This window comes from Microbacterium immunditiarum, assembly GCF_013409785.1.
In the GTDB taxonomy this organism is placed as follows: Bacteria; Actinomycetota; Actinomycetes; order Actinomycetales; family Microbacteriaceae; genus Microbacterium; species Microbacterium immunditiarum.
In genome coordinates, this window is record NZ_JACCBV010000001.1 from 994,374 (window position 1) to 1,015,957 (window position 21,584).

Annotated in this window: 22 protein-coding genes; 18 read left to right on the top strand and 4 right to left on the bottom strand. The window is 69.5% G+C overall.

Features of this window, described 5'->3' with window-relative positions; translation table 11 throughout:
- The first annotated feature begins 9 nt into the window (after positions 1-9).
- Together BJ991_RS04415 and BJ991_RS04420 are read left to right on the top strand one after the other, a co-directional pair.
- Positions 10-495 carry a MarR family winged helix-turn-helix transcriptional regulator gene (locus tag BJ991_RS04415; protein WP_179487820.1) on the top strand — a complete coding sequence of 162 codons (486 nt, stop codon included), beginning with the start codon at positions 10-12 and terminating at the stop codon, positions 493-495.
- Complete coding sequence (locus tag BJ991_RS04420) at positions 488-823, top strand: hypothetical protein (RefSeq protein ID WP_179487822.1); 336 nt, start codon at positions 488-490, stop codon at positions 821-823. The genes BJ991_RS04415 and BJ991_RS04420 overlap by 8 nt, the downstream gene beginning before the upstream one ends.
- A 6-nt stretch (positions 824-829) precedes the next feature.
- Here BJ991_RS04420 and BJ991_RS04425 read toward each other — a convergent pair whose 3' ends face one another.
- A complete protein-coding gene (locus BJ991_RS04425) occupies positions 830-2,674 on the bottom strand; it encodes a phosphoenolpyruvate carboxykinase (GTP) (RefSeq protein WP_179487824.1) in 1,845 nt (614 codons plus the stop codon).
- Between the two features lie 143 nt (positions 2,675-2,817).
- Between BJ991_RS04425 and BJ991_RS04430 the strand changes: the two genes are divergently transcribed.
- Positions 2,818-3,639 carry an IclR family transcriptional regulator domain-containing protein gene (locus BJ991_RS04430; RefSeq protein ID WP_218852860.1) on the top strand — a complete coding sequence of 274 codons (822 nt, stop codon included), beginning with the start codon at positions 2,818-2,820 and terminating at the stop codon, positions 3,637-3,639.
- 39 nt (positions 3,640-3,678) lie between these two features.
- Here the strand turns inward: BJ991_RS04430 and BJ991_RS04435 are convergent, their stop codons facing one another.
- Positions 3,679-5,310 carry an AMP-binding protein gene (locus BJ991_RS04435; protein WP_179487828.1) on the bottom strand — a complete coding sequence of 544 codons (1,632 nt, stop codon included), beginning with the start codon at positions 5,308-5,310 and terminating at the stop codon, positions 3,679-3,681.
- Positions 5,311-5,500: 190 nt separating this feature from the next.
- On the opposite strand from BJ991_RS04435, the gene BJ991_RS04440 reads away from it, so the two are divergent.
- The 13 genes from BJ991_RS04440 to BJ991_RS04500 all read left to right on the top strand — a co-directional run bounded on the left by BJ991_RS04440 (position 5,501) and on the right by BJ991_RS04500 (position 16,761).
- Entirely contained in the window at positions 5,501-6,037 is a 537-nt protein-coding gene (locus BJ991_RS04440; RefSeq protein WP_179487830.1) for a UGSC family (seleno)protein, read from the top strand.
- Position 6,038: 1 nt separating this feature from the next.
- Positions 6,039-7,148 carry a hypothetical protein gene (locus BJ991_RS04445; protein ID WP_179487832.1) on the top strand — a complete coding sequence of 370 codons (1,110 nt, stop codon included), beginning with the start codon at positions 6,039-6,041 and terminating at the stop codon, positions 7,146-7,148.
- Positions 7,145-7,399, top strand: a complete 255-nt coding sequence (locus BJ991_RS04450) for a hypothetical protein (RefSeq protein WP_179487834.1) — start codon at positions 7,145-7,147, stop codon at positions 7,397-7,399. Before BJ991_RS04445 ends, BJ991_RS04450 begins: the two co-directional genes overlap by 4 nt.
- 87 nt (positions 7,400-7,486) lie before the next feature.
- Positions 7,487-8,770, top strand: a complete 1,284-nt coding sequence (locus tag BJ991_RS04455; protein WP_179487836.1) for an aconitase X — start codon at positions 7,487-7,489, stop codon at positions 8,768-8,770.
- Positions 8,767-9,186: an aconitase X swivel domain-containing protein gene (locus BJ991_RS04460; RefSeq protein ID WP_218852861.1), complete on the top strand. Its 420-nt coding sequence runs from the start codon at positions 8,767-8,769 to the stop codon at positions 9,184-9,186. Before BJ991_RS04455 ends, BJ991_RS04460 begins: the two co-directional genes overlap by 4 nt.
- A gap of 107 nt (positions 9,187-9,293) precedes the next feature.
- On the top strand, positions 9,294-10,397 hold the full coding sequence (locus BJ991_RS04465; protein ID WP_179487838.1) for an ABC transporter substrate-binding protein: 1,104 nt from the start codon (positions 9,294-9,296) through the stop codon (positions 10,395-10,397).
- 79 nt (positions 10,398-10,476) lie between these two features.
- On the top strand, positions 10,477-11,313 hold the full coding sequence (locus tag BJ991_RS04470; protein WP_179487840.1) for an ABC transporter ATP-binding protein: 837 nt from the start codon (positions 10,477-10,479) through the stop codon (positions 11,311-11,313).
- A gap of 2 nt (positions 11,314-11,315) precedes the next feature.
- Positions 11,316-12,113, top strand: a complete 798-nt coding sequence (locus BJ991_RS04475) for an ABC transporter permease (RefSeq protein ID WP_179487842.1) — start codon at positions 11,316-11,318, stop codon at positions 12,111-12,113.
- 211 nt (positions 12,114-12,324) lie between these two features.
- A complete protein-coding gene (locus BJ991_RS04480) occupies positions 12,325-13,329 on the top strand; it encodes an ABC transporter substrate-binding protein (protein WP_179487844.1) in 1,005 nt (334 codons plus the stop codon).
- Positions 13,330-13,428: 99 nt separating this feature from the next.
- Positions 13,429-14,280, top strand: a complete 852-nt coding sequence (locus BJ991_RS04485; protein WP_179487846.1) for an ABC transporter permease — start codon at positions 13,429-13,431, stop codon at positions 14,278-14,280.
- Positions 14,277-15,062 (top strand): ABC transporter permease, encoded by a 786-nt coding sequence (locus tag BJ991_RS04490; protein WP_246301023.1) that lies wholly within the window; start codon positions 14,277-14,279, stop codon positions 15,060-15,062. The genes BJ991_RS04485 and BJ991_RS04490 overlap by 4 nt, the downstream gene beginning before the upstream one ends.
- Positions 15,052-15,882: an ABC transporter ATP-binding protein gene (locus BJ991_RS04495; protein WP_343048648.1), complete on the top strand. Its 831-nt coding sequence runs from the start codon at positions 15,052-15,054 to the stop codon at positions 15,880-15,882. The genes BJ991_RS04490 and BJ991_RS04495 overlap by 11 nt, the downstream gene beginning before the upstream one ends.
- 84 nt (positions 15,883-15,966) lie before the next feature.
- Positions 15,967-16,761 (top strand): IclR family transcriptional regulator domain-containing protein, encoded by a 795-nt coding sequence (locus BJ991_RS04500; protein ID WP_179487848.1) that lies wholly within the window; start codon positions 15,967-15,969, stop codon positions 16,759-16,761.
- A 6-nt stretch (positions 16,762-16,767) separates the two neighbouring features.
- Here the strand turns inward: BJ991_RS04500 and BJ991_RS04505 are convergent, their stop codons facing one another.
- Entirely contained in the window at positions 16,768-18,135 is a 1,368-nt protein-coding gene (locus BJ991_RS04505; protein WP_179487850.1) for an FAD-dependent oxidoreductase, read from the bottom strand.
- Entirely contained in the window at positions 18,132-19,874 is a 1,743-nt protein-coding gene (locus BJ991_RS04510; protein ID WP_218852862.1) for a dihydroxy-acid dehydratase, read from the bottom strand. The genes BJ991_RS04505 and BJ991_RS04510 overlap by 4 nt, the downstream gene beginning before the upstream one ends.
- 109 nt (positions 19,875-19,983) lie before the next feature.
- Between BJ991_RS04510 and BJ991_RS04515 the strand changes: the two genes are divergently transcribed.
- Together BJ991_RS04515 and BJ991_RS04520 are read left to right on the top strand one after the other, a co-directional pair.
- Complete coding sequence (locus BJ991_RS04515; protein WP_179487854.1) at positions 19,984-21,264, top strand: multidrug effflux MFS transporter; 1,281 nt, start codon at positions 19,984-19,986, stop codon at positions 21,262-21,264.
- A 4-nt stretch (positions 21,265-21,268) separates the two neighbouring features.
- Positions 21,269-21,562 carry a putative quinol monooxygenase gene (locus tag BJ991_RS04520; RefSeq protein WP_179487856.1) on the top strand — a complete coding sequence of 98 codons (294 nt, stop codon included), beginning with the start codon at positions 21,269-21,271 and terminating at the stop codon, positions 21,560-21,562.
- Positions 21,563-21,584 lie beyond the last annotated feature (22 nt).

The window sequence follows — 21,584 nt, forward strand, 5'->3', positions numbered from 1 at the left end:
TCTACGACCATGAAGACGGATGCCCCGACCTCCGCCGGCGACCTCGACACGGCCACCCTGCTCTCGCTCGCGGGGTCGCTCGCCGAGGGGGCCGTCATCGAGGCGGTGCGCGCCCGCGGCTACGAGGTGACGCGGGCGCACGGGTACGTCTTCCAGCGCCTGCTCACCGGGGACCAGACGATCACCGCGCTCGCGGCCGATCTGCGCATCACGCAGCAGGGTGCGTCGAAGCACGTGGCGGAACTCGAACGGCTGGGGCTCGTGTCGCGCCGAGTGGCACCCGACGACCGGCGTTCGCGGATCGTGGGGCTGACGGATGCCGGCCGCGAGGTCATCGACGCTGCGCGACGTGCCCGGACGGAGTTCGAAGCGCGCGTGCGCGCGATCGTCGGCGATGACCTTCTCGCGGCGACGCGTCGCGCGCTCGCGATGGTGCTGGACGAGGGTGGGACGTCGGCGCACATCGCCGATCGGAGCGTTCCGCTGGATGAGTGAGGTCGCGGGTGCGGGTATTCGGCTCCTTCCCGGTCTGCTCGAAGATCGCCACCATGTGAGCCATGCGCTGCGCATCCTGCGTGAGCGTCTCGTATCCGTGTTGCGTGATGAGGTACACCTGCGGCGCGGTCGTCGCTTTCGACTTCGCCGACCACGGCAACCTCTTCTGGGACGCCGGCTGGCAGCACGTCGCCGGCTCGAGACGCCCTTCGTCCTGCTGCGGCTCGCATTGCCGGCGCTGCTGATCGGCTTCTGCCTCGTGCTCACCGTTCAGTTGGCGTATCAGTGGATCCTCTATCGCCGAGACCTCGACCCGCTTCACGGCTGACGCCGCTCACGTGGGGTCGAAGTTCATCTCCCACTGCTTCGGAGAGCGCCAGAGCGCGCTCGTCGTGAGGGACCGGATCATCTCCATCTCCTTGGGCAGGCGCGTGTAGAGCTTCATGAAGAGCTCTTCGACGTCGAGGAGCTCGGCGGTCCAGTCGCGCCGGTTGATCGCCATGCAGGCGAAGAAGTCCTCCTCCGAGAAGTCCAGACCGTCCCAGTCGATGTCCTCGTAGCGGGGCATCCACCCGAGGGGACTCTCGATCGCCATCGCCTTGCCGCGAGACCGGGCGACGACCCATTGCAGGATCCGCATGTTCTCTCCGAACCCCGGCCACAGGAAGCTCCCGTCTTCGTCGCGGCGGAACCAGTTGACCTCGAAGATGCGCGGCGCGTTGCGGACCTTGCGCCCCAGGGCGAGCCAGTGGTTGATGTAGTCGCCCATGTGGTACCCGGCGAACGGCAGCATCGCGAAGGGGTCGCGGCGCACCACGCCCTGCTTCCCGAACGCGGCCGCGGTCGTCTCCGACCCCATCGTGGCGGCCATGTACACGCCGAACGCCCAGTTGAAGCTCTGCACCACGAGCGGGATGGTGCCCGCTCGGCGGCCGCCGAAGATGAAGGCACGCAGCGGCACGCCCTGCGGGTCGTCCCACGCTTCGTCCAGCGCCGGGTTGAGCGTCACGGGCGAGGTGAAGCGAGAGTTCGGATGCGCCGCCTTCGTCTGCGACTCGGGAGTCCAGTCGTTCCCCTCCCAGTCGATCGCGTGCGCGGGCGGCGGGCCGTCCATGCCTTCCCACCACACGTCGCCGTCGTCCGTGAGCGCGACGTTCGTGAAGATCGTGTCCGAGCGCATCGACTCCATCGCGTTCGGGTTCGTCGCATACGACGTGCCCGGAGCGACGCCGAAGTACCCCGCCTCGGGGTTGATCGCCACGAGCGTGCCGTCTTCGCGGGGTTTGATCCAGGCGATGTCGTCGCCGACCGTCGTGACCTTCCACCCCTTCTCGGCGATCGCCTTCGGGGGCACGAGCATCGCGAAGTTCGTCTTGCCGCACGCGCTCGGGAAGGCGGCGGCCACGTACGTCTTCTCGCCCCCGGGGTCCGTCACGCCCAGGATGAGCATGTGCTCGGCGAGCCAGCCGTCGTCGCGGGCCATCGTCGAGGCGATGCGCAGGGCGAGGCACTTCTTGCCGAGCAGGGCGTTGCCGCCGTAGCCCGATCCGTAGGACCAGATCTCGCGGGTCTCGGGGAAGTGCGCGATGTACTTCTCGGTCGGGTTGCACGGCCACGGCACATCCGCTTCGCCGTCGCTCAGCGGAGCGCCGACGGTGTGCATGCACGGCACGAACTCGCCGTCCGTTCCGAGCGCCTCGGCGGGAGCACGTCCCATCCGGGTCATGATCTTCATGCTCACCACGACGTACGGCGAGTCCGTGAGCTGCACGCCGAGCTGGGAGATGGGCGAACCGAGCGGGCCCATGCTGAAGGGGATCACGTACATCGTGCGGCCGGCCATCGAGCCGGCGAAGCGGTCCCGGAGGATCCCCTTCATCCTCTTCGGCTCCATCCAGTTGTTGGTCGGGCCCGCATCCTCCTCGCTTCGCGCGCAGATGAAGGTGCGCTCCTCCACGCGGGCGACGTCGCTGTCGTCGCTGCGCGCCAGGAAGCTGCGCGGGCGCTTCTCAGGATTGAGCCGGATGAACGTTCCGGCCGCGACCAGTTCCTCGCAGAGGCGGTCGTACTCCTCATCCGATCCGTCGCACCAGTGGATGTCCGCGGGAGTGCAGAGTTCAGCCATCTTCTGCACCCACGCGATGAGCTCGGGATGCGTGACCCAGTCCGGTGTGCTCATGCTCCGAGCATGCCTCGGGGCTCGGGCGCGCACCAGGCTCTTGACTGCACAATGGGACGCGTGACGGCGATGCCGTGGTCGGAGCGCAATCCGGCCGAGCTCGAATGCGGCGCGACCCCTTTCCGCTGGGCGATAATCGAGGGGTGGCCGAGCGAATCGACGAAGAGGCTCCCGCGGTCGAAGAGACTGCGGATTCGGCATCCGAACTGCCCAAATCGGTCATCGACCGCGCGTTCCTGATCCTCGGCACGTTCCAGGGCGGGCGCGTGCGGCAGTCGCTCTCCGACATCAGCCGCCGCACGGGCCTCCCGATCGCGACGTGCTATCGGATCGTGCAGCGCCTCGCCGAGTGGGGTGCACTCGAGCGCGACGGCGAGAGCCGCTACCGGATCGGCCTGCGGCTGTGGGAGGTCGCCTCGCTCGCACCGCGGTCGGTCGGGTTGCAACGCCTCGCGCGTCCGTTCATGCAAGACCTCTACGAGACGACCGGCTACGCGTCGCACCTCGCCATTCGAGAGGGCACGGAGCTCGTGTCGATCGACCGGTTCCAGAGCCCGCGCCGGCGTGTGCGCCGCCCGCTCGTGGGCGGCCGGTATCCGCTGCACGCGACCGCGATCGGGCAGGTGCTGCTCGCCCACGCGCCGGCCGACATCCGCGAGGAGGTGCTGAGCGGGCCGCTCGAGGCCTTCACGACGAACACCTACACGCGCCGCGACGAGCTCGAGAAGGCGCTCGACGACATCCGCCGGCAGGGTTTCGCGGTGAGCGACCGGCAGGTCGATCTCATCCACATCGGCGTCGCCGCTCCGGTGTGGGGGCCCGAGGGGAACGTCGTCGCCGCCGTCTCGCTCGCCCTCACCGAGGCCGACATCGACGGCAAGAACATGGTGCACCTCGTGCGCATCACCGCGAACGGCATCTCGCGCGCGCTGCGCGAAGCGGGTTACGTAGACGTCGCCGGCTGACGCGCCCGACGTCAGGCGAGGGGCCCTCGCGAGATGGCCTCACCTGGCGGAGCCGACGGCCGCGGCGCCGTGCGCCGCCCGGCGCTCGAGCTCGGCCGTGGCATCCGCCTTCACCTTCTCGAGCACCACCTTGCCGGTGGGGGAGCGCTCGAGACTCGGCCGCACGAACACGTGGCGGGGCTTCTTGTAGCCCGCGAGGCGCTCGTCGACGAACGCGAGCAGCGCCGGCACGTCGACCTCGGCCCCGCCCGCGGGCGCGATCATCGCCGACACCACCTCGCCGAAGCGCCGGTCGGGAAGGCCGAACACCACGGCGTCGTCGACATCCGGATGCGCCAGCAACACCTCCTCGACCTCGGCGGGGAAGACCTTCTCGCCGCCCGTGTTCACGACGGCGGCGAGCCGGCCGAGCAGCTCGATCGTGCCGTCGCCGCGCGCGCGGGCCCAGTCTCCCGGGATGACGTAGCGGTGACCGCGGATCTCGCGGAACGTCTGAGCGGTCTTCTCGGGGTCGCGGTAGTAGCCGCGCGGGAGGATTCCGCGATACGCGAGCAGGCCGAGGGCGCCGGGCTCGATCGTGATCTCCTCGAGGTCATCGTTCAGCAGCACGGCATCCGGTGTCAGCACGAACCGCGCCGGGAGGTCGTCGGCGTGACGCGTGATGCCGAACGCGAACGGTCCGCCCTCGCTCGCCGCGAGGAGGTCGACGATCTGCAGGTCGCCGAGCGCGTGCAGCCGGCGCTTCACGTCGTCGCTGAAGCGCATGCCCGAGCTGAGGATCGAGTCGACGTGCGGGAGCCCCGCTTCGCGTTCGGCGACCTCGACCAGGGGCAGGGCGACGGCGTCGCCGGCGACGATCAGGCGCGTCGCCTTCACGTCCATCGCGAGTCGATACGCGGCGTCGACGTCGAGGCTCGGCCGGGGGAGGAGGGCGATCGTTCCACCGAGGGCGAGCGTGCCCATCGTCGTGGACTGCGCCGTGCCGTGCAGAAGCGGGCTGAGAGGCAGCGTCGTCACGCGCGGAGTCGACGGATCGACGGCGATCGCCACCGCGTCCTCGAGGCTCTCGGGCGGCGTGACGCCGATGAGGCCCCACGTCGACTGGCGCCGCGCGGCGAGCAGCGTGTCGAGGTCCCACACGACCGCCTTGGGCGCGCCCGTGGTGCCGCCCGTGTACAGGCGCAGGTCGGCGCCGGGGGGCGCACTCGCGGGGAGCTCTCCGCCCGCCGCGACGATGTCGGCGTAGCGCGTCGCGCCCGGCAGTTCATCGCCGCCGTCGTCGACTGTGACGAGCTCGATGTCGAGTCCTTCCGCGGCCTCGGCCGCGATCGCGCCGAGCGACGTCGGCACGACGAGCACGCGGGCATCCGAGTCGATCAGCAGCGCCCGCACCTCGGACGCGCGGTACCGGTAGTTGATCGCGACGGGCGCGACGCCCACGGCGAGGCAGCCCCACATCACGGTGAGGTGCTCGGGACGGTTGTACAGCAGCAGGGCGACCGCTTCCTGCGGGCGCAGCCCGGTCACCTCGGTGAGGTGACGCGCGAACGCGCCGGACTCCTGGGCGAACTCCGCCCACGTCAGCCGGTCATCGCGCGTGACGATCGCGGGCCGGTCGGGTGCGGCCAGCGCGATCCCTCGCCAGAGGTCGCTGTAGTGCGGAACCGTCATGCATTCGCTCCTTCGCGGGCTGCCTACGCGGACTGCGGCCGGGGTCGTCCCACCAGCCTCCGGGATCTTCTCGCGAGGTGGGCGCGGCGGGAACGGATTTTTTCGCATGGTGAAATCCGGATGCGCCCGTCCGCCGGCCGCGTGGCAGATTGATCGCGCTACGACGGGAACCGCGATGAAGGGTATTCGAATGGTTCAAGAACTCCTGCTCGACCCGACGGGAATGGACGAGCGCGCCGCCGACTCGACTCTCTCGCCGCGTCCGACGAGCCTGCGAGGCCTCACGATCGGGTTACTCGACAACACCAAGCCGAACGCGACGAACCTCCTCCGCGAGATCGGCGAGGAGCTGCAGCGCAGCTACGGCGCCGGCGAGACCCGTCTGTACACGAAGGACTACTTCGGCACGCCGGCCGCGGACGATCTCATCGCGCAGATCGCCGAGGAGGTCGATGTCGTGGTCACGGCCGTGGGCGACTGCGGCTCGTGCAGCGCCGCGACCGTCGCCGACGGCATCCTGCTCGAGCGTGCGGGCGTTCCGACAGTGAGCATCACGTCGGACTCGTTCTTCCCGTCCGGTCGCGCGATGGCCAAGGTGCAGGGGTTCCCGGGCTTCGACTTCTTCGCCGTGAAGCACCCCGTGGCGAGCCTGAGTGCCGACGAGATCCGCGAGCGTGCGCTCGCGGCGATTCCCGAGGTCGTTCGCATCCTCGGTGTGGAGGAGTGACATGAGCATGACCATCGAGAGCGCGCCGCAGGTCGACGTGGAGCGCATCCACGAGGCCCTGGAGTACTACGCCGCTCAGGAGTGGACCGACGGCCTGCCCGTCGTGCCGGTGACCGAGTCGTATCTGGCGGACTTCCTCGCGGCGACCGACCGCGACCCTGACGAGGTGCTCTTCCACATCGCGCACCTCAACCGCAGCCTGACGGTGCGCCTCGCGCTCATCAACGCGGCACTGGCCGGATGCCGCCCCGGGTACTCGCCCGTCGTGATCGCGGCGTGGGAGGCCATCGCCCAGGAGCCGCACCCCGCGCGCGGCATCTGGCAGTCCACGACCGGAACCGCGCCCTTCCTCGTCGTGAACGGGCCGATCCGCGAGGAGATCGGGCTGAACAGCCAGGGCAACATCTACGGCTCGGGCTTCCGCGCCAACGCCACGATCGGCCGTGCCATCCGCCTCGCCTGCATCAACGTGTTCGGCCTCCACCCGCACAAGCTCGACCAGGCCACACAGGGCACGCCCGCGAAGTACTCCGCGTGCATCGGCGAGAACGAGGAGCAGAGCCCGTGGGCGCCGTTCCACGTCGACAACGGGTTCGAGGCATCCGACAGCACCGTCACGGCCTATGTCATCCGCTCGGTGATGCACATCGAGGCCCGTCACACGATGGAGCCCGAGCAGCTCGCCGAGGACTTCGCCGACAGCATCCGTCGCACAGGCGCCCTCATCCACGAGTACACGAGCGCCCTGCTCGTGCTCGTGCCCGAGCATGCCGCTGTCTTCGCCGACGCCGGGTGGAGCAAGGAGGACGTCCGCCAGGCCGTGTTCTCGCGCGTCGTCCGCAGCCGAGCCGACCTCGCGGCGGTGGGCAAGGACGCGATCTCGCGCAAGTCCCGCTGGCGCCTGTCGGCCGACCACCCCGATTCGATGCCCGACACCACGTCCGGCACCGACAGCCCCGACGTCGTGCCTCTGCTGAGCGCGCCGACGTCGATCCAGGTCATCGTGGCGGGAGCGAACAACGCCGGCGTCTCGTCGGTCGTCGAGATCTTCACGCTCAACCCGCCGCGGCTGCACCCCTACTCGATCAGCAAGATCGGAGCACGGTCATGACCGACACGACCGCCGCCATCGACGTCGACGCGGCCCTCAAGGAGTTCCGCGACATGATGGGCGCCGACGGCTACGTCCTGCGGTGGGAACCCGCCGCCGACGACCGCATCGTCGTCACGATCGACGCCACCGATGCCGCGTGCGCGGACTGCCTCGTTCCGCTGCCCGTCATGGAGGCGATCATGGCGTCCGCCCTCGAGCCGACGCCCTACACGCTCGATCACGTGGTCCTTCCCGCGACCGACCACTGATCGGGCAGGCGGGGCGACCGGAGAACCGGTCGCCCCGCTTCGCTTTCGCCGGACCACACGGATCACGCGGGACACACCGGAGGAATCATGCACCTCACCGACGAGGAGAAGCGGATGCGCGACGGCGCGGAGGGCGAGGCCGTCGCCGCCGCGATGGACCTGCTCATCCGCTACGGCGAAGCCCTCGGGGCCGAGCGCCTGTGCGACACGCGCAACGTCGCCGGAACCATGACCCAGCCCTCGCCCGCGAAGGCGAAGCTGGTCGAAGAGGGCGGGTGGGCCAAGGCGTTCGCCGTCATCAACCTCGACTGCGACGACGACATCGAGGTGCCGCGGATGCGCGTGCCCACGTGCCAGCTGCAGCACGGCTACTCGGACGACGCCGCCGGCCTGTCGAAGTACTCCGTGGCGAACATCGAGCTGCAGGGCAGCGCCGAGTCGTACTTCAGCGAGCGCGGCGTGAACATCCTGGCCACGTGCACGCCGTACCAGGTCGGCAACCTGCCCGTCCGCAACGAGCACTGCGCGTGGATGGAGTCGTCGGCGGTCGTCTACTGCAACTCGGTGCTCGGGGCGCGCACCAACTGTGAGGGCGCCGCCTCGACGGGCGCCGCGGGCCTCACCGGCAAGATCCCCTACTGGGGCAATCACGTGCCCGAGAACCGGCACGCGAACCGTCTCGTGCGTGCCGACGTGCCTGTCGAGTCGTTCCAGGACTGGGGCATGTTCGGCTACTTCGTGGGCGAGCAGGTCGAAGAGGAGCGCCCCGCCGTGATCGGGTCCCTCGCGCAGCCCGACCTCGCGAACCTCAAGCACTTCGGCGCGGCGACCGCGACGTCGGGCGGCGTCGAGATCTACCACATCCCCGGCATCACGCCCGAGGCGCCGACCCTCGAGGCCGCCTTCGGCGGGCGTGACGTGCCGGATGCCGTCGCCTACGGACCCGCGGAGCGCCGAGCCGTCTACGAGACCCTCAACTCGCAGGGCGACTCGGACGACGTGGACTTCATCCTGCTCGGCTGCCCGCATGCGTCGCTCGACCAGATCGCCGAGATCGCGCGGCTGCTCGACGGCAGGCGACTCCGCGACGGGACGGAGCTGTGGGTCATGACTCCGCGCGCACTGCGCATCATGGCCGACCGCAACGGCTACACGGCGGCGATCGAGCGCGCCGGTGGGAAGCTGCTCACCGACTCGTGCCCCGCGATGTCGAAGGCGGCCCCCGATGGGGTGCGCGTCTTTGCGACGGATTCCGCGAAGCAGGCCCACTACCTTCCGGCGATCCTCGGCATCGAGGCGTGGTTCGGGACGCTCGACGAGTGCGTCTCGGCGGCGCTCACGGGGAAGTGGCGCGGAGAGCTGGCGGCATGACCGGGACGATGCTCGAATTCCACGGCAGAGGCATCGTGCCTGGCGTCGTCGAGGCCGAGGCGCTCGTCACGACCGAGACGATCTCGGGCTTCGGCGGCATCGACGTCGCGACGGGCACCGTGATCGAGCCGCGGCACGAGCTGTTCGGCGTGTGCTTCACGGGCAAGGTGCTCGTCTTCCCCGGAGCCAAGGGGTCGTCGGGCTGGTCGGGGTTCTTCCAGAGCACGAGGCTGCTCGGCACGGCGCCCGCGGCCTTCGTCTTCAACGTCATGACGACGAAGGCGGCGCTCGGCGCGATCGTCACGCGCATTCCCACAGTCGTGGGCGCGTCTCCGGACCCGGTCGCGACGATCCGCACAGGTGACCTCGTCCGGGTCGACGGCGACCGCGGCATCGTGACGGTTCTCTCACGATAAAGAGTTTTCGGAGAATGGAACCCTACGTTGATAGGGATCCTCTTCTCGAACACTCTGGAACACCACCGCGAAGCCGCGGTCACATGATTCAGACACAGGAGTCAGACATGAGTTCATCGATCTCTCCCCGGGTCGATCGGCCACGCAAGGCACGTGGATTCCTCCGCGCCGCAGCGTCGCTGATCGCGGCCGGCGCCCTCGCGCTCACCGCGTGCGCCGGCAACTCCGCCGCGCCGGCTGCGACCGGCGGCGGCGAGGGGGGCGGTGAGGAGCTGCAGAAGATGGTGGTCGTCACCTTCCTGCCGCTCGAGTCGTTCACCTTCACCCCCGAGATGTACGCGTACGCCGGCGGCTACTTCGAGAAGCACGGACTCGACGTGCAGCTGCAGCCCGTGCAGGGCACCGCGGCCGCGATCCAGACGCTGCTCGGCGGCGCGACCCCGATCACGCGCGCGAGCACGGTCGACGTCTTCCCCGGCATGGAGCAGGGGCAGCCGATCGTCTCGATCGGAACGATGGCGCACAAGTCGAACCTGCGCGTCGTCTCGACCGAGGACAAGCCCGTCGAGAACGTCGACGACATGGTGGGCGAGACGATCGGCATGGGCTCGATCGGCGGCACGAGCGAGAAGATGCTCAACCTCGCGCTCGACGCGGGCGATGTGGCGCGCGATGAGGTCACGCGCCAGGCGGTGCCGGTCACGGGTGCCACGTACGAGCTCGTGAAGCAGGGTCAGCTCGCCGGCTACATCGTGAGCCTCGACACCTCGATCGCGCTCGGCGCGCAGAACGACGACGCGGTGATCACGGATGCCGGCCTCGCCGACGCGCCCGACATCCAGACGTGGATCACGACGCAGTCCAACCTCGAGGACCCCGAGAAGCTCGACCAGATCGAGCGCTTCCTCGCGGCCATCAAGGAGGCGACGCAGGCCGTCATCGACGACAGCGAGAACGACTTCGCGAACGTGCTGAAGACGCTGCGCGACAGCGGCGACTTCGAGTTCCCAGCGCTCGAGGACGACTCGATCGCGACGCAGGCCCTCGAGGTCTACACGACCCAGACCTGGGTCGACCCCGACGGCGAGCTCGGCTTGCTCGAGAACGACCTGGACGGCTGGGTCGAGGCCTACGAGATCTACGAGAAGTCCGGACTGGTCGAGGGCGGCAAGGATCCGCTCGAGTGGATCACGAACGACTATCTGCCCTGACGGGCGCCTGACAGCCGAGGCGGCCCCGACGCCCACGCCGAGGGGCCGCCTCTCTTCCAACGAGGCAAGGCAGTGAAGTATGAGCAATGAGGCACTGGTGCAGGAGGTGACGCCCGTGACGGCGAGCACCGAGATCCCGCGCTTGCGGATCGAGGGAATCGGCCGCGACTTCCATACCCGGTCCGGCGTCACGCACGCCGTCTCGGGCATCGACCTGACGATCCTGCGCGGCGAGTTCGTCGCTCTGATCGGACGATCCGGATGCGGCAAGACCACGCTCCTCCGCATGATCGGAGGGCTGCTCGCCCCGACGGCCGGTTCGATCGAGGTCGACGGACGCCCGCTGTGGCGCAGCAACGGCCAGGTGGACTCGAACGCGATCACGAAGCTGGGCTTCGTCTTCCAGGAGAGCAACCTGTTCCCGTGGTTCTCGGTGCTCGACAACATCGCGCTCCCGATGAAGCTGCGGGGCGTCGGCAAGAGGGAGCGCCGCCGTCGCGCGACCGAGCTCGCAGAGCTCGTGGGTCTCGGCGGGTTCGAGAAGTCGTATCCGCGCGAGCTGTCCGGCGGCATGCGCCAGCGTGCGGCGATCGCCCGCGCGCTGTCGACCGAGCCCGAGCTGCTGCTCATGGACGAGCCCTTCGGCGCGCTCGACGCCCTGACGCGAGAGCGCATGAACCTCGAGTTGCAGCGCATCGTGCTCGAGACGACCTCGACGGTCGTGTTCGTCACGCACGACATCCCCGAGGCGGTGTTCCTCGCGGACCGCGTCGTGCACATGACACCGCGGCCCGGCCGCATCCGTCAGATCCTGCCGGCCGACTTCGCAAAGCCCCGGACCGTCGACCTGCAGACGACCCCTGAGTTCAACGACATCGTGCGCAAGCTCCGCCACGACATCGACGAGGAGGAGTGACCATGTCCCGCGCACGAATGATGAAGCTCCTGCCGTGGATCGTCACGCCGTCGCTGGTCGTCCTGATCATCGTCGCGTGGCAGGTCATCGTCACGGCCCTCAACGTCAACCCGTTCATCTTCCCGCCGCCGGGCGACGTGTGGGCGGCGTTCGTCTCGCTGCTCAACGACCCGCGCATCTGGGCCGCGACCGGCGTCACGGTGAGCGAGATCCTGATCGGCTTCATGATCGCGGTCGTCGTCGGTCTCGTGGTCGGCGTCGTCCTCGGCAAGCTGCCGTGGCTCGAGGTGAGCCTGCGGCCACTCATCGTCATCGCGCAGGTGGCTCCGAAGGTCGCCTTCGTGCCGCTGTTCGTAATCTGGTTCGGGTTCGGGCTCACGTCGAAGATCGTGCTGTCGGCGCTCCTCGCGTTCTTCCCGATCATGCTGAACGTGCTGCTCGGCGTCCGCTCGGTCGAGCAGGGGCACCGTGAGGTGATGCAGAGCCTCAACGCGTCGACGTGGCAGCGGTTCGTCCAGCTCGACATGCGCAGCCTCCAGCCCTACCTGTTCGCGGGCATGGAGGTGGGCATCGTGCTGGCGACGATCGGCGCGATCGTCGGCGAGTACCTGGGCGGCAACAACGGCCTCGGCAACATGGTCGTCTCGGCCATGAACGCGCTCGACGCCGCCATGACGTTCGCCCTCATCATCTGGCTGTCGATCCTGGGGCTCGTGCTGTACCTCATCGTCAACGAGCTCAAGCGGTTCTTCATCCCCTGGCACGAGTCGGTCTACGGCCTGCGCACAGCGTCCGCCTGACCCTCGTCTGACCGCGCAAGAACGCCGCTCTGCCGCCGGGTGGGGCGGCGTTCTCCTGTCCGGATTTCTGTTTCAGGCTCACTGAATGAGACTGGGACCGGACGCTTTGCGTACCACTGGACGCACAGCGTTGCACTTGTACGCATTGTGTGACAGCATCTCGTTTCGTCCCGACTCGCTTTAGAGCTCGAACTGGCAATGGAGGCAGTCAATGAAGGCTTTGCGCACCCGAGCGTCGTTCCTCATCGGAATCGGCGCAGTCCTCACCCTGGGTCTCACCGCCTGCGGCGGTGGTGGAACCGACACCGCGGGCGGCGACGCCGGCGGTGACACGCAGGAGATCCAGCCGCTCGTCGCAGGCGTCATCCCCGTGACCGACATCGGTCCCGTCTACATGGCGCAGCAGAACGGCCTGTTCGAGGAGAACGGCCTCGACCTGACGCTGCAGCCCGCGGGATCGTCCACCGAGATCATCCAGGCCATGCAGTCGGGCCAGGTGCAGATCGGCTACGGCGGCTCGACGGGCGTGTTCCAGGCCGTCGAGAACGGCGTGGACCTCGTGATCATCGCGGCCGCGAGCGCGACGCCCGACGACCCGGAGAACGGCATCAACGACCTGCTCGTGGTCGCCGACAGCGACCTGAAGTCCGCGAAGGACCTCGAGGGCAGGAAGGTCGCCGTCAACGCGCCCGGCGGCTACACGCAGCTGCTCGCCGACATCGCGGTCAAGGCCGACGGCGGTGACCCGAAGAAGGTCCAGTACGTGCAGATGGGCGTGCCCGACCAGCCTGCCGCGCTCGTGAGTGGAGCGATCGACTCATTCGTCGCCGGCGAGCCGTTCGGCACGCTGGGCCGGGAGGAGAACGGCTTCCGCACCCTCGCGAACCCGTTCGAGTACCTGTCCGACCACGCGGTCGTCGCGGGCGTCTGGTACGCCCTGCGCTCCGAGGTCGAGAAGCGCCCGGAGTACTTCGCGCAGGTCGTCGACACGATCAACGCGGCCAACGCCTACGCGCTCGAGAACGACGAGGAGCTTCGCGAGAACATCGCCGAGTTCACCAAGATCGACCCGGCGCTGGCGGCCCGCATCCGTCTCGGCTCGTACGGCAAGCTGCCGCTCACCGTCGAGAACCTGCAGCCGATCGCGGACTGGTCGCTCGAGCTCGGCTACCTCAAGGAGCCTGTCGACTTCGACACGCTCATCTGGGAGCCGTAAGCACCCACTCGGCGGGGATCGACTCCGCCCATGCGGGCCCGTGCCTCGGGTGCGGGCCCGCAACACCCTTTCCCACATCTCAGCAAGCGGAGGATCAGCATGGCGACGATCACGGCGCCCGCGGATGCCACGACCCGCCCGCAGACCCGCACGCCGTTCAGCCAGACGCGGCTCTCGACTCCGATTCTCGGCGCCCTGGGGATCGTCGGGTTCATCCTCGTGTGGGAGCTCGCGTCGCGCCTGGCTCTCGTCAACCCCACGTACCTGCCGCCGTTCACGGAGGTGTTCGCGACGGTCTTCGAGGTGGTCGGAGGCGAGCAGTACCGCGCGCAGTTCTGGGCGGCGCTGGGCAACACGATGTTCGGCTGGAGCGTGGGCCTGGTGATCGCGCTCGTCGCCGGTGTCGTGTGCGGCGTCATCATCGGATCGAACCGCTGGGTGCGCGACTTCACGCACTCCACGATCGAGTTCCTCCGGCCCATCCCGTCGGTCGGCCTCATCCCGATCGCCGTCGTCATCTTCGGCGTCCGTCCGGCCGCCACGATCGCCATCGTCGTGTGGGCGTGCTTCTGGGTGATCCTCATCCACGTCATCTACGGCGTAGCGGACGTCGACCCGGTCGCGGACTCGACGGCCCGCAGCTACGGCCTCGGATACCTCGCGCGGGCCCGCTACGTCGTGTGGCCCACCGTCCTTCCCTACCTCATGACGGGCGTGCGGCTCTCAGGCACGATCGCGCTCGTCGTCGCCGTCACGATCGAGATCGTCGTCCAGGCCCCCGGCATCGGGCAGATGATCGCGCAGTACCAGTCCGCGGGCAATGCGCCGGTCGTGTACGCCCTCGCGCTCCTCGCGGGCGTGCTGGGCCTCGTGATCAACCTCGCCCTGCGTCGTCTCGAGGAGGCGGTGCTGGGGTGGCACCCGTCCGTGCGAGCGGAGGTCATCTCATGACGACGCGAAGCATCGGCATGCGCCTCGTGTACGCGCTCGCCCTCCCCATCCTCATCGTCGCGGTGTGGTGGGTCGCGACGCTCAACGAGACGAACCCCTTCGTCCCCAGGCCCGGCCAGATCGTCAGCGACTTCTTCGGATCGTGGTTCGGTCCACTGATCGTGCAACAGGTGCTGCCCTCGCTCTATCGTCTCGGTGTCGGGCTCATCAGCGCGATCGTCGTGGGCGTCGTGCTCGGCGTGCTCGTGGGCTCGAGCCGCGTGGCGCGCAAGCTCACCGGTCCGCTCTTCGAGTTCATCCGCGCGGTGCCGCCGCCCGTGCTGCTGCCGGTGCTGCTGCTGGTCATCGGGATCGACGACCGCTCCAAGATCTTCCTGATCTTCCTCGGATGCCTCTGGCCGATCCTCCTCAACACGATCGACGGCGTGCGCGGGGTCGACCAGGTGCTCGCCGACACGACGCGGACCTACGGTGTCACCGGGCGGGAAAAGCTCCGCCGCTTCGTCCTGCCGGCGTCCCTGCCGCGGATCATGACCGGCATCCGTCTCGCCCTCCCGATCGCGATCATCCTCATGGTCGTGTCGGAGATGTACGCGGCGATCGACGGGCTCGGCTACCAGATCATGCTCTTCAAGCAGATCTTCCAGATCGGCCCGATGTGGGCGGGCATCGTCATCATCGGCCTCATCGGCATCGTGCTCGCGTGGATCTTCCGCGTGATCGAACGCCGCGTGCTGGCCTGGTACTTCGGACAACGAGAGGTGGAGACCAGTGAGCGCTGAGGCAACGACGAATGAGGTCCTGCTGTCGGTTCGCGGGGTTCAGAAGATCTACTCGACCCCGACCGGCGGCGTGGAGGCCGTGCGGAACCTGACCTTCGACCTGCGCAAGGGCGAGTTCGCGTGCCTGGTCGGGCCGTCCGGCTCGGGCAAGACGACGCTGCTCAAGTGCATCTCGGGCCTGCTCGCGCCCACGAGCGGCGAGGTGGTCCTCGACGGGAAGGTCGTCGACGGACCGCCGCGCAACATGGCGCTCGTGTTCCAGGAGTACGGGCGGTCGCTGTACCCGTGGCTGCGTGTGGCGGACAACGTCGAGATGCCGCTCAAGGTCGCGCGCGTGCCCAGGGAGGAGCGCAAGCGGCGCGTCGCGGAGGCGCTCGAGGCGGTCGGCCTCGCGCACGTTCCCACGTCGTACCCGTGGCAGCTCTCGGGCGGCATGCAGCAGCGCGTGGCGATCGCACGTGCGATCGCCTACCAGCCCGAGGTGCTGCTGATGGACGAGCCCTTCGCGGCCGTCGACGCGCAGACTCGCGCCGACCTCGAGGACCTCGTGCGCTCGGTGTGGGCCACGCTCGGCCTGACGATCCTCTTCGTCACGCACGACATCGACGAGTCCGTGTACCTCGGCGAGCGGGTCATCGTCCTCTCGTCGTCGCCCACCGTGATCCTCGAAGATCTCACAGTCGATCTCCCGGAGCACCGCGATCAGCTCGAGACCCGCTCGGACGCGCGGTTCGTCGAGCTGCGTCACCACGTGTACGAGCAGATCCAGAAGGCGAAGACGTACACCGGCGACACCGAGGCGGTGCGGACGGTCGCCTAAGCCCCTGCCGCGCCGCGATCTGACGTGGCCGACCATAGGATGGTGCCGCCGGACGCAGAGCGTACAGCGAGGAGACGGGTGGGCATGGCGGACGAGAGATCGCGAGACCGCATTCAGAGCATCGAACGCGGGGTGGAGGTGCTGCGCGCCTTCAACCACCGCGAGGGCTCGCTGACCATCGCCGACATCGCCGAGCGCGTCGGCCTCGCGCGCCCCGTCGTGCGGCGCATCCTCCTGACGTTCGCGCACCTCGGCTACGCGGAGTCCGCCGGCGGGCTGTGGAGCCTCACGCCCCGCATCCTCGAGCTCGGCTCGGGCTACTTTGCGGCCTCGTCGCTGCCCGAGATCTCATACGGGTACATGGCCGATGTCGTCGAGCGCACGGGCGAGACGTGCAGCATCGGCGTGCTCGACGGACTCGACGTCATCCACGTCGCGCGCGTCGAGGACCGTCGTCCGCTCCCGGACTCCGTCCGCATCGGCAACCGGCTGCCCGCACACGCGACGGCGGTGGGCAAGGTGCTGCTCGCGCACCTTCCGCCCTACGAGCTGGACGCACTGCTCGCCGGCATCGAGCTCGAGTCCTTCACGCCGCACACCGTGACCGACGTCGCGGAGCTGCGCGCTCGGCTCGAGACGGTGAAGGAGCAGGGCTTCGACGTGTCGCTGGAGGAGCTGCATCCGGGGCAGGTCGCCGTGGCCGTCCCCATCCTCATCGACGGCCGCGCCGTCGGCGGCCTCTCGGCGTCGTCCACGACGGTGCGCGAGGACGAGCAGAGCCTCACCGAGGTCGTCGCGCCTGTGCTCGCGGAAGCGGCCGGCGAGATCGGCCGCGCCTATCGCAACGCGAACCCGCAGCTCTTCCGCGCGGTGCGCTGACCGCGCTCAGCGCGCCGCGAGGACATCCGCCGGGATGTCCGTGCCGAGGTACGCGCCCTCGGCCACGAGGCGCCGCTGCAGCTCGGGCACGTCGACATCGCGCGCCGTGACGCCCGCCGCGAGGGCCAGGTCGGCGGCGGTGCCCGCCGCGTGGCCCATCACGAAGCACGGACCCGTCACGCGGCCCGACGACTGGCCGAGCTGCGTCATCGAGGCGCAGCGCCCCGCCACGAGCAGGTTGCCGACCTTCTGCGGCACGAGCATGCGGTAGGGGAGCTGGTTGAACCCGCGCGAGTCCTCCGCGCGCGGGAAGCGGAACTCCACATCGCCCGCGACGTGCGCCTCGACCATCCAGCCGTTGACGCCGATCGTGTCCTCGAAGTCGACGCAGTCGAGCACGTCGTCCTCGGTGAGCTGGTACTCGCCCACGATGCGGCGCGTCTCGCGGATGCCGATCTGCGGCGCGATGTCGACGACGTACGAGTCCTCGAAGCCCGGGGTGTTGTCGCGGATGAACGCGAACGTGTCCTTCACCTGCTGACGGCCCTGCAGCTCGCCGCGCGTGAGCTGGTGAACGTCGGTTCCGTCGATCGCCGAGCCGTCCTCGTTGCTGAGCTGCGTGAGGTTCGAGCGCCACTCGAGGGGGTTGATCTGCGGGCGAACGATGGGCTTCTTGCGCGGGAAGTGGTGGGTGCCCGCTTCCTCCGCCTCCTCCATCATGCGGCGGATGGTCTTCCACGCCGGGCCGGCCTTCTCGTAGTCGACGCCGTTGATGCGGAACATGAGCGACGGGTAGAGCAGGTGCTCGGCGCGCTCGTACGGCACGCCCGCCCACGCGGCGATGTCCGCGTCGCCCGATCCGTCGATGAAGAAGCGCCCGCGGATGGCCGCGCGCCCCGACTTGGACTCGATGACGACGGCGTCGATCGTGGACTCGTCCTTCAGGACGACGTCGACCGCGGTCGCATGGAACAGGATCTCGCCGCCGCCTGAGACGACGAGCTCGTCGGCGGCGATCTTGTAGGCGGAGATGTCGAACGCGACGGCCTGGATGCGGTCCTCGACCGACAGGTGCGGCTTGTTCAGGCCGTCCAGCGTCGTCAGCCGGTCGTACAGCTCGTCGGCGTAGCCGTGCACGACCAGGCGGTGCTCGCCGTGGACGTTCGCGTGCAGCCCGCAGAACGTGCTGAGGCCGCCCATCGTGCCGGCTCCGCCGAGGAATCCGTATCGCTCGATCAGCAGCGTCGACCGCCCGGCGCGCGACGCCGCGGTCGCGGCGAGCAGGCCCGCGGGACCGCCCCCGACGATCACGACGTCGTACTCGCCGATGACGGGGACCTCGGCGGCGGGCAGGTGGATGGTCGAGGTGGTCATGCGTTCTCCGAGGTTGTCGAGACGGCGGATGCTCCCACCGCGGTCTTCTGGCAGGGTCCGGCCGTGCGGGGGCACAGCACCGCACCGCAGCCCAGCGGCTGGACGAGCTGCTCGTACTGGTCGAGCATCCCGCCGCCCGTGTCGCGGTCGGCGGGTGCGAGGTAGGGCGGGCGTGCGGCGAGCTCGGCCGGGTCGACGTGCAGGTCGAGGCGGCCGGTCTCGAGGTCGATGTCGATGATGTCGTCGTCCTGCACGAGGCCGAGCGGAGCTCCCGGGGCGGCCGCTTCCGGCGAGACCTCGCCCACCGTCATGCCCTGGTTCACGAGTCCGGAGAACTGGCCGTCGGTCACGAGCGCGACGGACTGCGCGAGTCCGCGTGCGTGGAGCGCGAAGATGAACGCGCTCGTGAGGCCCATGCCCGGTGCGCCAGAGACGCCGATGCCGCGGATGACCGCGACGTCGCCCTCGCGCAGGCGCCCGTTCGAGATGCCCTCGATCGCCTCCTCGCGGTTCGCGAAGACGCGCGCGGGTCCCGTGAACCGGCGCGGTCCGGGATCGGGGACGGGGCGCTTGGCGACCGCGCCGCCCGGGGCGAGCGTGCCGCGCACGACGGCGATCGCCGGGTCGGTGCCGAACGGGTTCGAGAGGGGACGGATGATCTCGCTGTCGGCGGGGCGCGCGGCATCCGCCCGTTCGGCCACCGTCCCGCCCGCGACCGTGACCTGATCGCCGTCGAGCAGCGGCAGGAGCTCGCGCAGCACCGTCGCGCCGCCGCCGGCGTCCTCGAACTGCTCGGTGAGCCACGGGCCGTTCGGGCGCACTGACGCGAGCAGGGGCGTGTCGCGGCCGAGGACGCGGAACTCCTCCCACACGTCGATGTCGAGCCCGGTCTCGACCGCGATCGCCTGCAGGTGCTTGATGGTGTTGATCGAGCCGCCGACCGCGAGCATCGCTCGGACGGCGTTGCGCACCGACCCGTCGGTGATGATGTCGCGCGGACGCACGTCGCGCTCGATGAGGTCGACGAGGGCTGCGGCCGAGCGGCGCGCCGAGTCCCACATGCGCTCGCTGTTCGCGCGGACGGGGGCGGCGCCGGGCACCGCCATGCCGAGCGCCTCGGCGACGATGTGCATCGAGTTGGCGGTCGCGAGTCCGGCGCACACGCCCGGGCCCAGGATCGCGTCGTCGGCGAGCTCCTCGAGATCGTCGGTCGGCTCACCCGTCACCGCGGCCATCGCCGCGAGCAGGAAGACCTCCTCGACGTCGGCCTCTCGTCCCTCGGCGAGGCCCGAGTGCTGGTAGCCGCACGGCACGATGACGGTCGGGATGTTGAGCCGCCCCGCCGCCATGAGGTGCCCGGGCGTGGTCTTGTCGCACGAGCTGAGGCAGATCATCGCGTCGAGCTTCGCGCCCTCTACCGCCGCCTCGATGTCGTCGACGATGAGGTCGCGGCTCGGGAGGATGTAGCGCCCCGCGCGGCCGGCGCTCGTGACGAAGTCGCTCGGCGCGGTCGTGCGGATCTCGAACGGCAGCACGCCGAGCTGACGCAGCTCGTCCTTCAGCGCGTCGGCGATCTCGTCGAGGTGCGCGTAGCACGCGGCGAGCTCGGACGACGTGTTGACGATCGCGACCTTGGGCTTGGACAGATCGGATGCCGGGATCCCCAGCGACCGCCATTGCGCGCGCCGCGCGATCCCGAGTGCGGAAGTCGGGGGGAGGTTGCTGCGCAGGTCGGGCATCGTCGTCCTTCTCTCGTGCGTCATCGCGGAGTCACCGGGGGTGTGTCATCCGTAATACGTCCTAGTGTACGCATTGCGGTTGATTGGTCGCAATGCGTACCTTTGAGGGATGGGCCGACGAGCGCGTCGCACCACCGCAACGGATGCCACCACCCCCGTCCTGACGACGGGGCTGCTCAGCGTGCTCGGCCTGCTCATGACCGTCAACCCGATCACGTCGAACATCTACCTGCCCGGTCTCAGCCAGATGGCGGCCGATCTCGGCACGACGATCGCGGGCGCGCAGTTCGCCCTCACGGGGTTCCTCCTCGGCGTCGCGGCAGGCCAGCTCATCGTCGGGGCGCTCGCCGACAGCCTCGGTCGCCGCCCGGTCCTCATGCTCGGGCTGAGCGTGCTCACCGGTGCGAGCGTGCTCGTCGCCGTCGCGCCCACGATCGAGCTGCTCATCGCGGGGCGGGTGCTGCAGGGGCTCGGGTCCTCGGCCGCGGTCGTGGTCGCGCGGGCCGTCGTCTCGGACACCGCCCGCGGGCGGCAGGCGGCCGCGTCGTACAGCGTGCTCATGGGGATGCTCGCGGTGGGACCGCTCGTCGGACCGCTGCTCGGCAGCGCGCTCATGCAGCTCGGCGGATGGCGCACGACGTTCGTCGGGCTCATCGTCATCAGCGCCGCGTACCTCGTCATGGCGGTGTTCGCCGTGCCCGAGACGCTCGCTCCCGGCGACCGCACGCCCGTGCGGATCGGGCGGCTCCTCGGCAACTACGGCCGCCTGCTGCGCGACCCCGGCTACACCGGCAACGCGCTCTCGATGGCCATCGCGTTCGGAGCGCTGTCGACCCACGTGAGCGCGTCGTCGTTCATCGCCCAGGACGTCCTCGACACGGACGAGTGGGGCTTCTCGTTCCTCTACATGTGCTACGCGGGCGCGGTGCTCGTCGGCAGCAGCCTCAACGCGCCGCTGTCCGCGCGCTTCGGCCCGCGACGCATGCTCGTCGTGTGTCAGGCCGTCGCGATCGCGTCGACCGCCGCGATGGTCTGGTTCGCCATCGTCGGGCCGTTCACGGTCACGACCTTCCTCGCGACGATCGTGCCCGCGTGCGCCGCGGGCTCCGCGATCCTGGCCAACGCCACGACCCTCACGCTCGCGCGGGCGGCCTTCGCCGCCGGATCCGGTGCGGCCCTCATGGGCTGCACGCAGTTTCTCGTCGGCTCCCTCGTCTCGCCGCTGGGCGGTGTGCTCGGTCCGCACACCGCCGCCCCCATGGCCGTCGTCATGCTCGCGTGCTTCGCGCTGAGCGTCGTCGCCGGAGCCCTCGGCCTGTGGGGCGAGAGGCGCGGCGACGTCGTCGTGGCGAGTGAGGACGCCCGCACCCACCCCGAAGAGAGAGGCTGAACGCATGGCACACGTCGCGATCGTGGAGTTCCACATCGTCCCGGAGAAGCTCGAGGAGGCCAGGGCCGTCTTCGCCGACATGCTCCGGACGTCGAGGGAGTACGACGGCTGCGAGCGGCTCGACTGGCTCGTGGACCGCGACGACCCGGCGAGCTGGACGCTGTACGAGGAGTGGTCGTCGTGGGAGGCCGAGCAGGCGTACCGCGACTTCCGCGCCGGCGAGGGCGCTGTTCCCGAGCTCAAGGACGTGATGGCGGGTCCTCCGCGCCTCGTGCGTCTCGAGACGATCCGGTTCTGACGTGAGGACTCGCGCCGCCTCG

Bases quoted from the DNA above. Each gene is read 5' to 3' on its own strand.
- BJ991_RS04415 (WP_179487820.1), top strand. From the start codon at position 10: ATGAAGACGGATGCCCCGACCTCCGCCGGCGACCTCGACACGGCCACC.
- BJ991_RS04420 (WP_179487822.1), top strand. From the start codon at position 488: ATGAGTGAGGTCGCGGGTGCGGGTATTCGGCTCCTTCCCGGTCTGCTC.
- BJ991_RS04425 (WP_179487824.1), bottom strand. From the start codon at position 2,674: ATGAGCACACCGGACTGGGTCACGCATCCCGAGCTCATCGCGTGGGTG.
- BJ991_RS04435 (WP_179487828.1), bottom strand. From the start codon at position 5,310: ATGACGGTTCCGCACTACAGCGACCTCTGGCGAGGGATCGCGCTGGCC.
- BJ991_RS04440 (WP_179487830.1), top strand. From the start codon at position 5,501: ATGGTTCAAGAACTCCTGCTCGACCCGACGGGAATGGACGAGCGCGCC.
- BJ991_RS04445 (WP_179487832.1), top strand. From the start codon at position 6,039: ATGAGCATGACCATCGAGAGCGCGCCGCAGGTCGACGTGGAGCGCATC.
- BJ991_RS04450 (WP_179487834.1), top strand. From the start codon at position 7,145: ATGACCGACACGACCGCCGCCATCGACGTCGACGCGGCCCTCAAGGAG.
- BJ991_RS04455 (WP_179487836.1), top strand. From the start codon at position 7,487: ATGCACCTCACCGACGAGGAGAAGCGGATGCGCGACGGCGCGGAGGGC.
- BJ991_RS04460 (WP_218852861.1), top strand. From the start codon at position 8,767: ATGACCGGGACGATGCTCGAATTCCACGGCAGAGGCATCGTGCCTGGC.
- BJ991_RS04465 (WP_179487838.1), top strand. From the start codon at position 9,294: ATGAGTTCATCGATCTCTCCCCGGGTCGATCGGCCACGCAAGGCACGT.
- BJ991_RS04470 (WP_179487840.1), top strand. From the start codon at position 10,477: ATGAGCAATGAGGCACTGGTGCAGGAGGTGACGCCCGTGACGGCGAGC.
- BJ991_RS04475 (WP_179487842.1), top strand. From the start codon at position 11,316: ATGTCCCGCGCACGAATGATGAAGCTCCTGCCGTGGATCGTCACGCCG.
- BJ991_RS04480 (WP_179487844.1), top strand. From the start codon at position 12,325: ATGAAGGCTTTGCGCACCCGAGCGTCGTTCCTCATCGGAATCGGCGCA.
- BJ991_RS04485 (WP_179487846.1), top strand. From the start codon at position 13,429: ATGGCGACGATCACGGCGCCCGCGGATGCCACGACCCGCCCGCAGACC.
- BJ991_RS04490 (WP_246301023.1), top strand. From the start codon at position 14,277: ATGACGACGCGAAGCATCGGCATGCGCCTCGTGTACGCGCTCGCCCTC.
- BJ991_RS04500 (WP_179487848.1), top strand. From the start codon at position 15,967: ATGGCGGACGAGAGATCGCGAGACCGCATTCAGAGCATCGAACGCGGG.
- BJ991_RS04505 (WP_179487850.1), bottom strand. From the start codon at position 18,135: ATGACCACCTCGACCATCCACCTGCCCGCCGCCGAGGTCCCCGTCATC.
- BJ991_RS04510 (WP_218852862.1), bottom strand. From the start codon at position 19,874: ATGCCCGACCTGCGCAGCAACCTCCCCCCGACTTCCGCACTCGGGATC.
- BJ991_RS04515 (WP_179487854.1), top strand. From the start codon at position 19,984: ATGGGCCGACGAGCGCGTCGCACCACCGCAACGGATGCCACCACCCCC.
- BJ991_RS04520 (WP_179487856.1), top strand. From the start codon at position 21,269: ATGGCACACGTCGCGATCGTGGAGTTCCACATCGTCCCGGAGAAGCTC.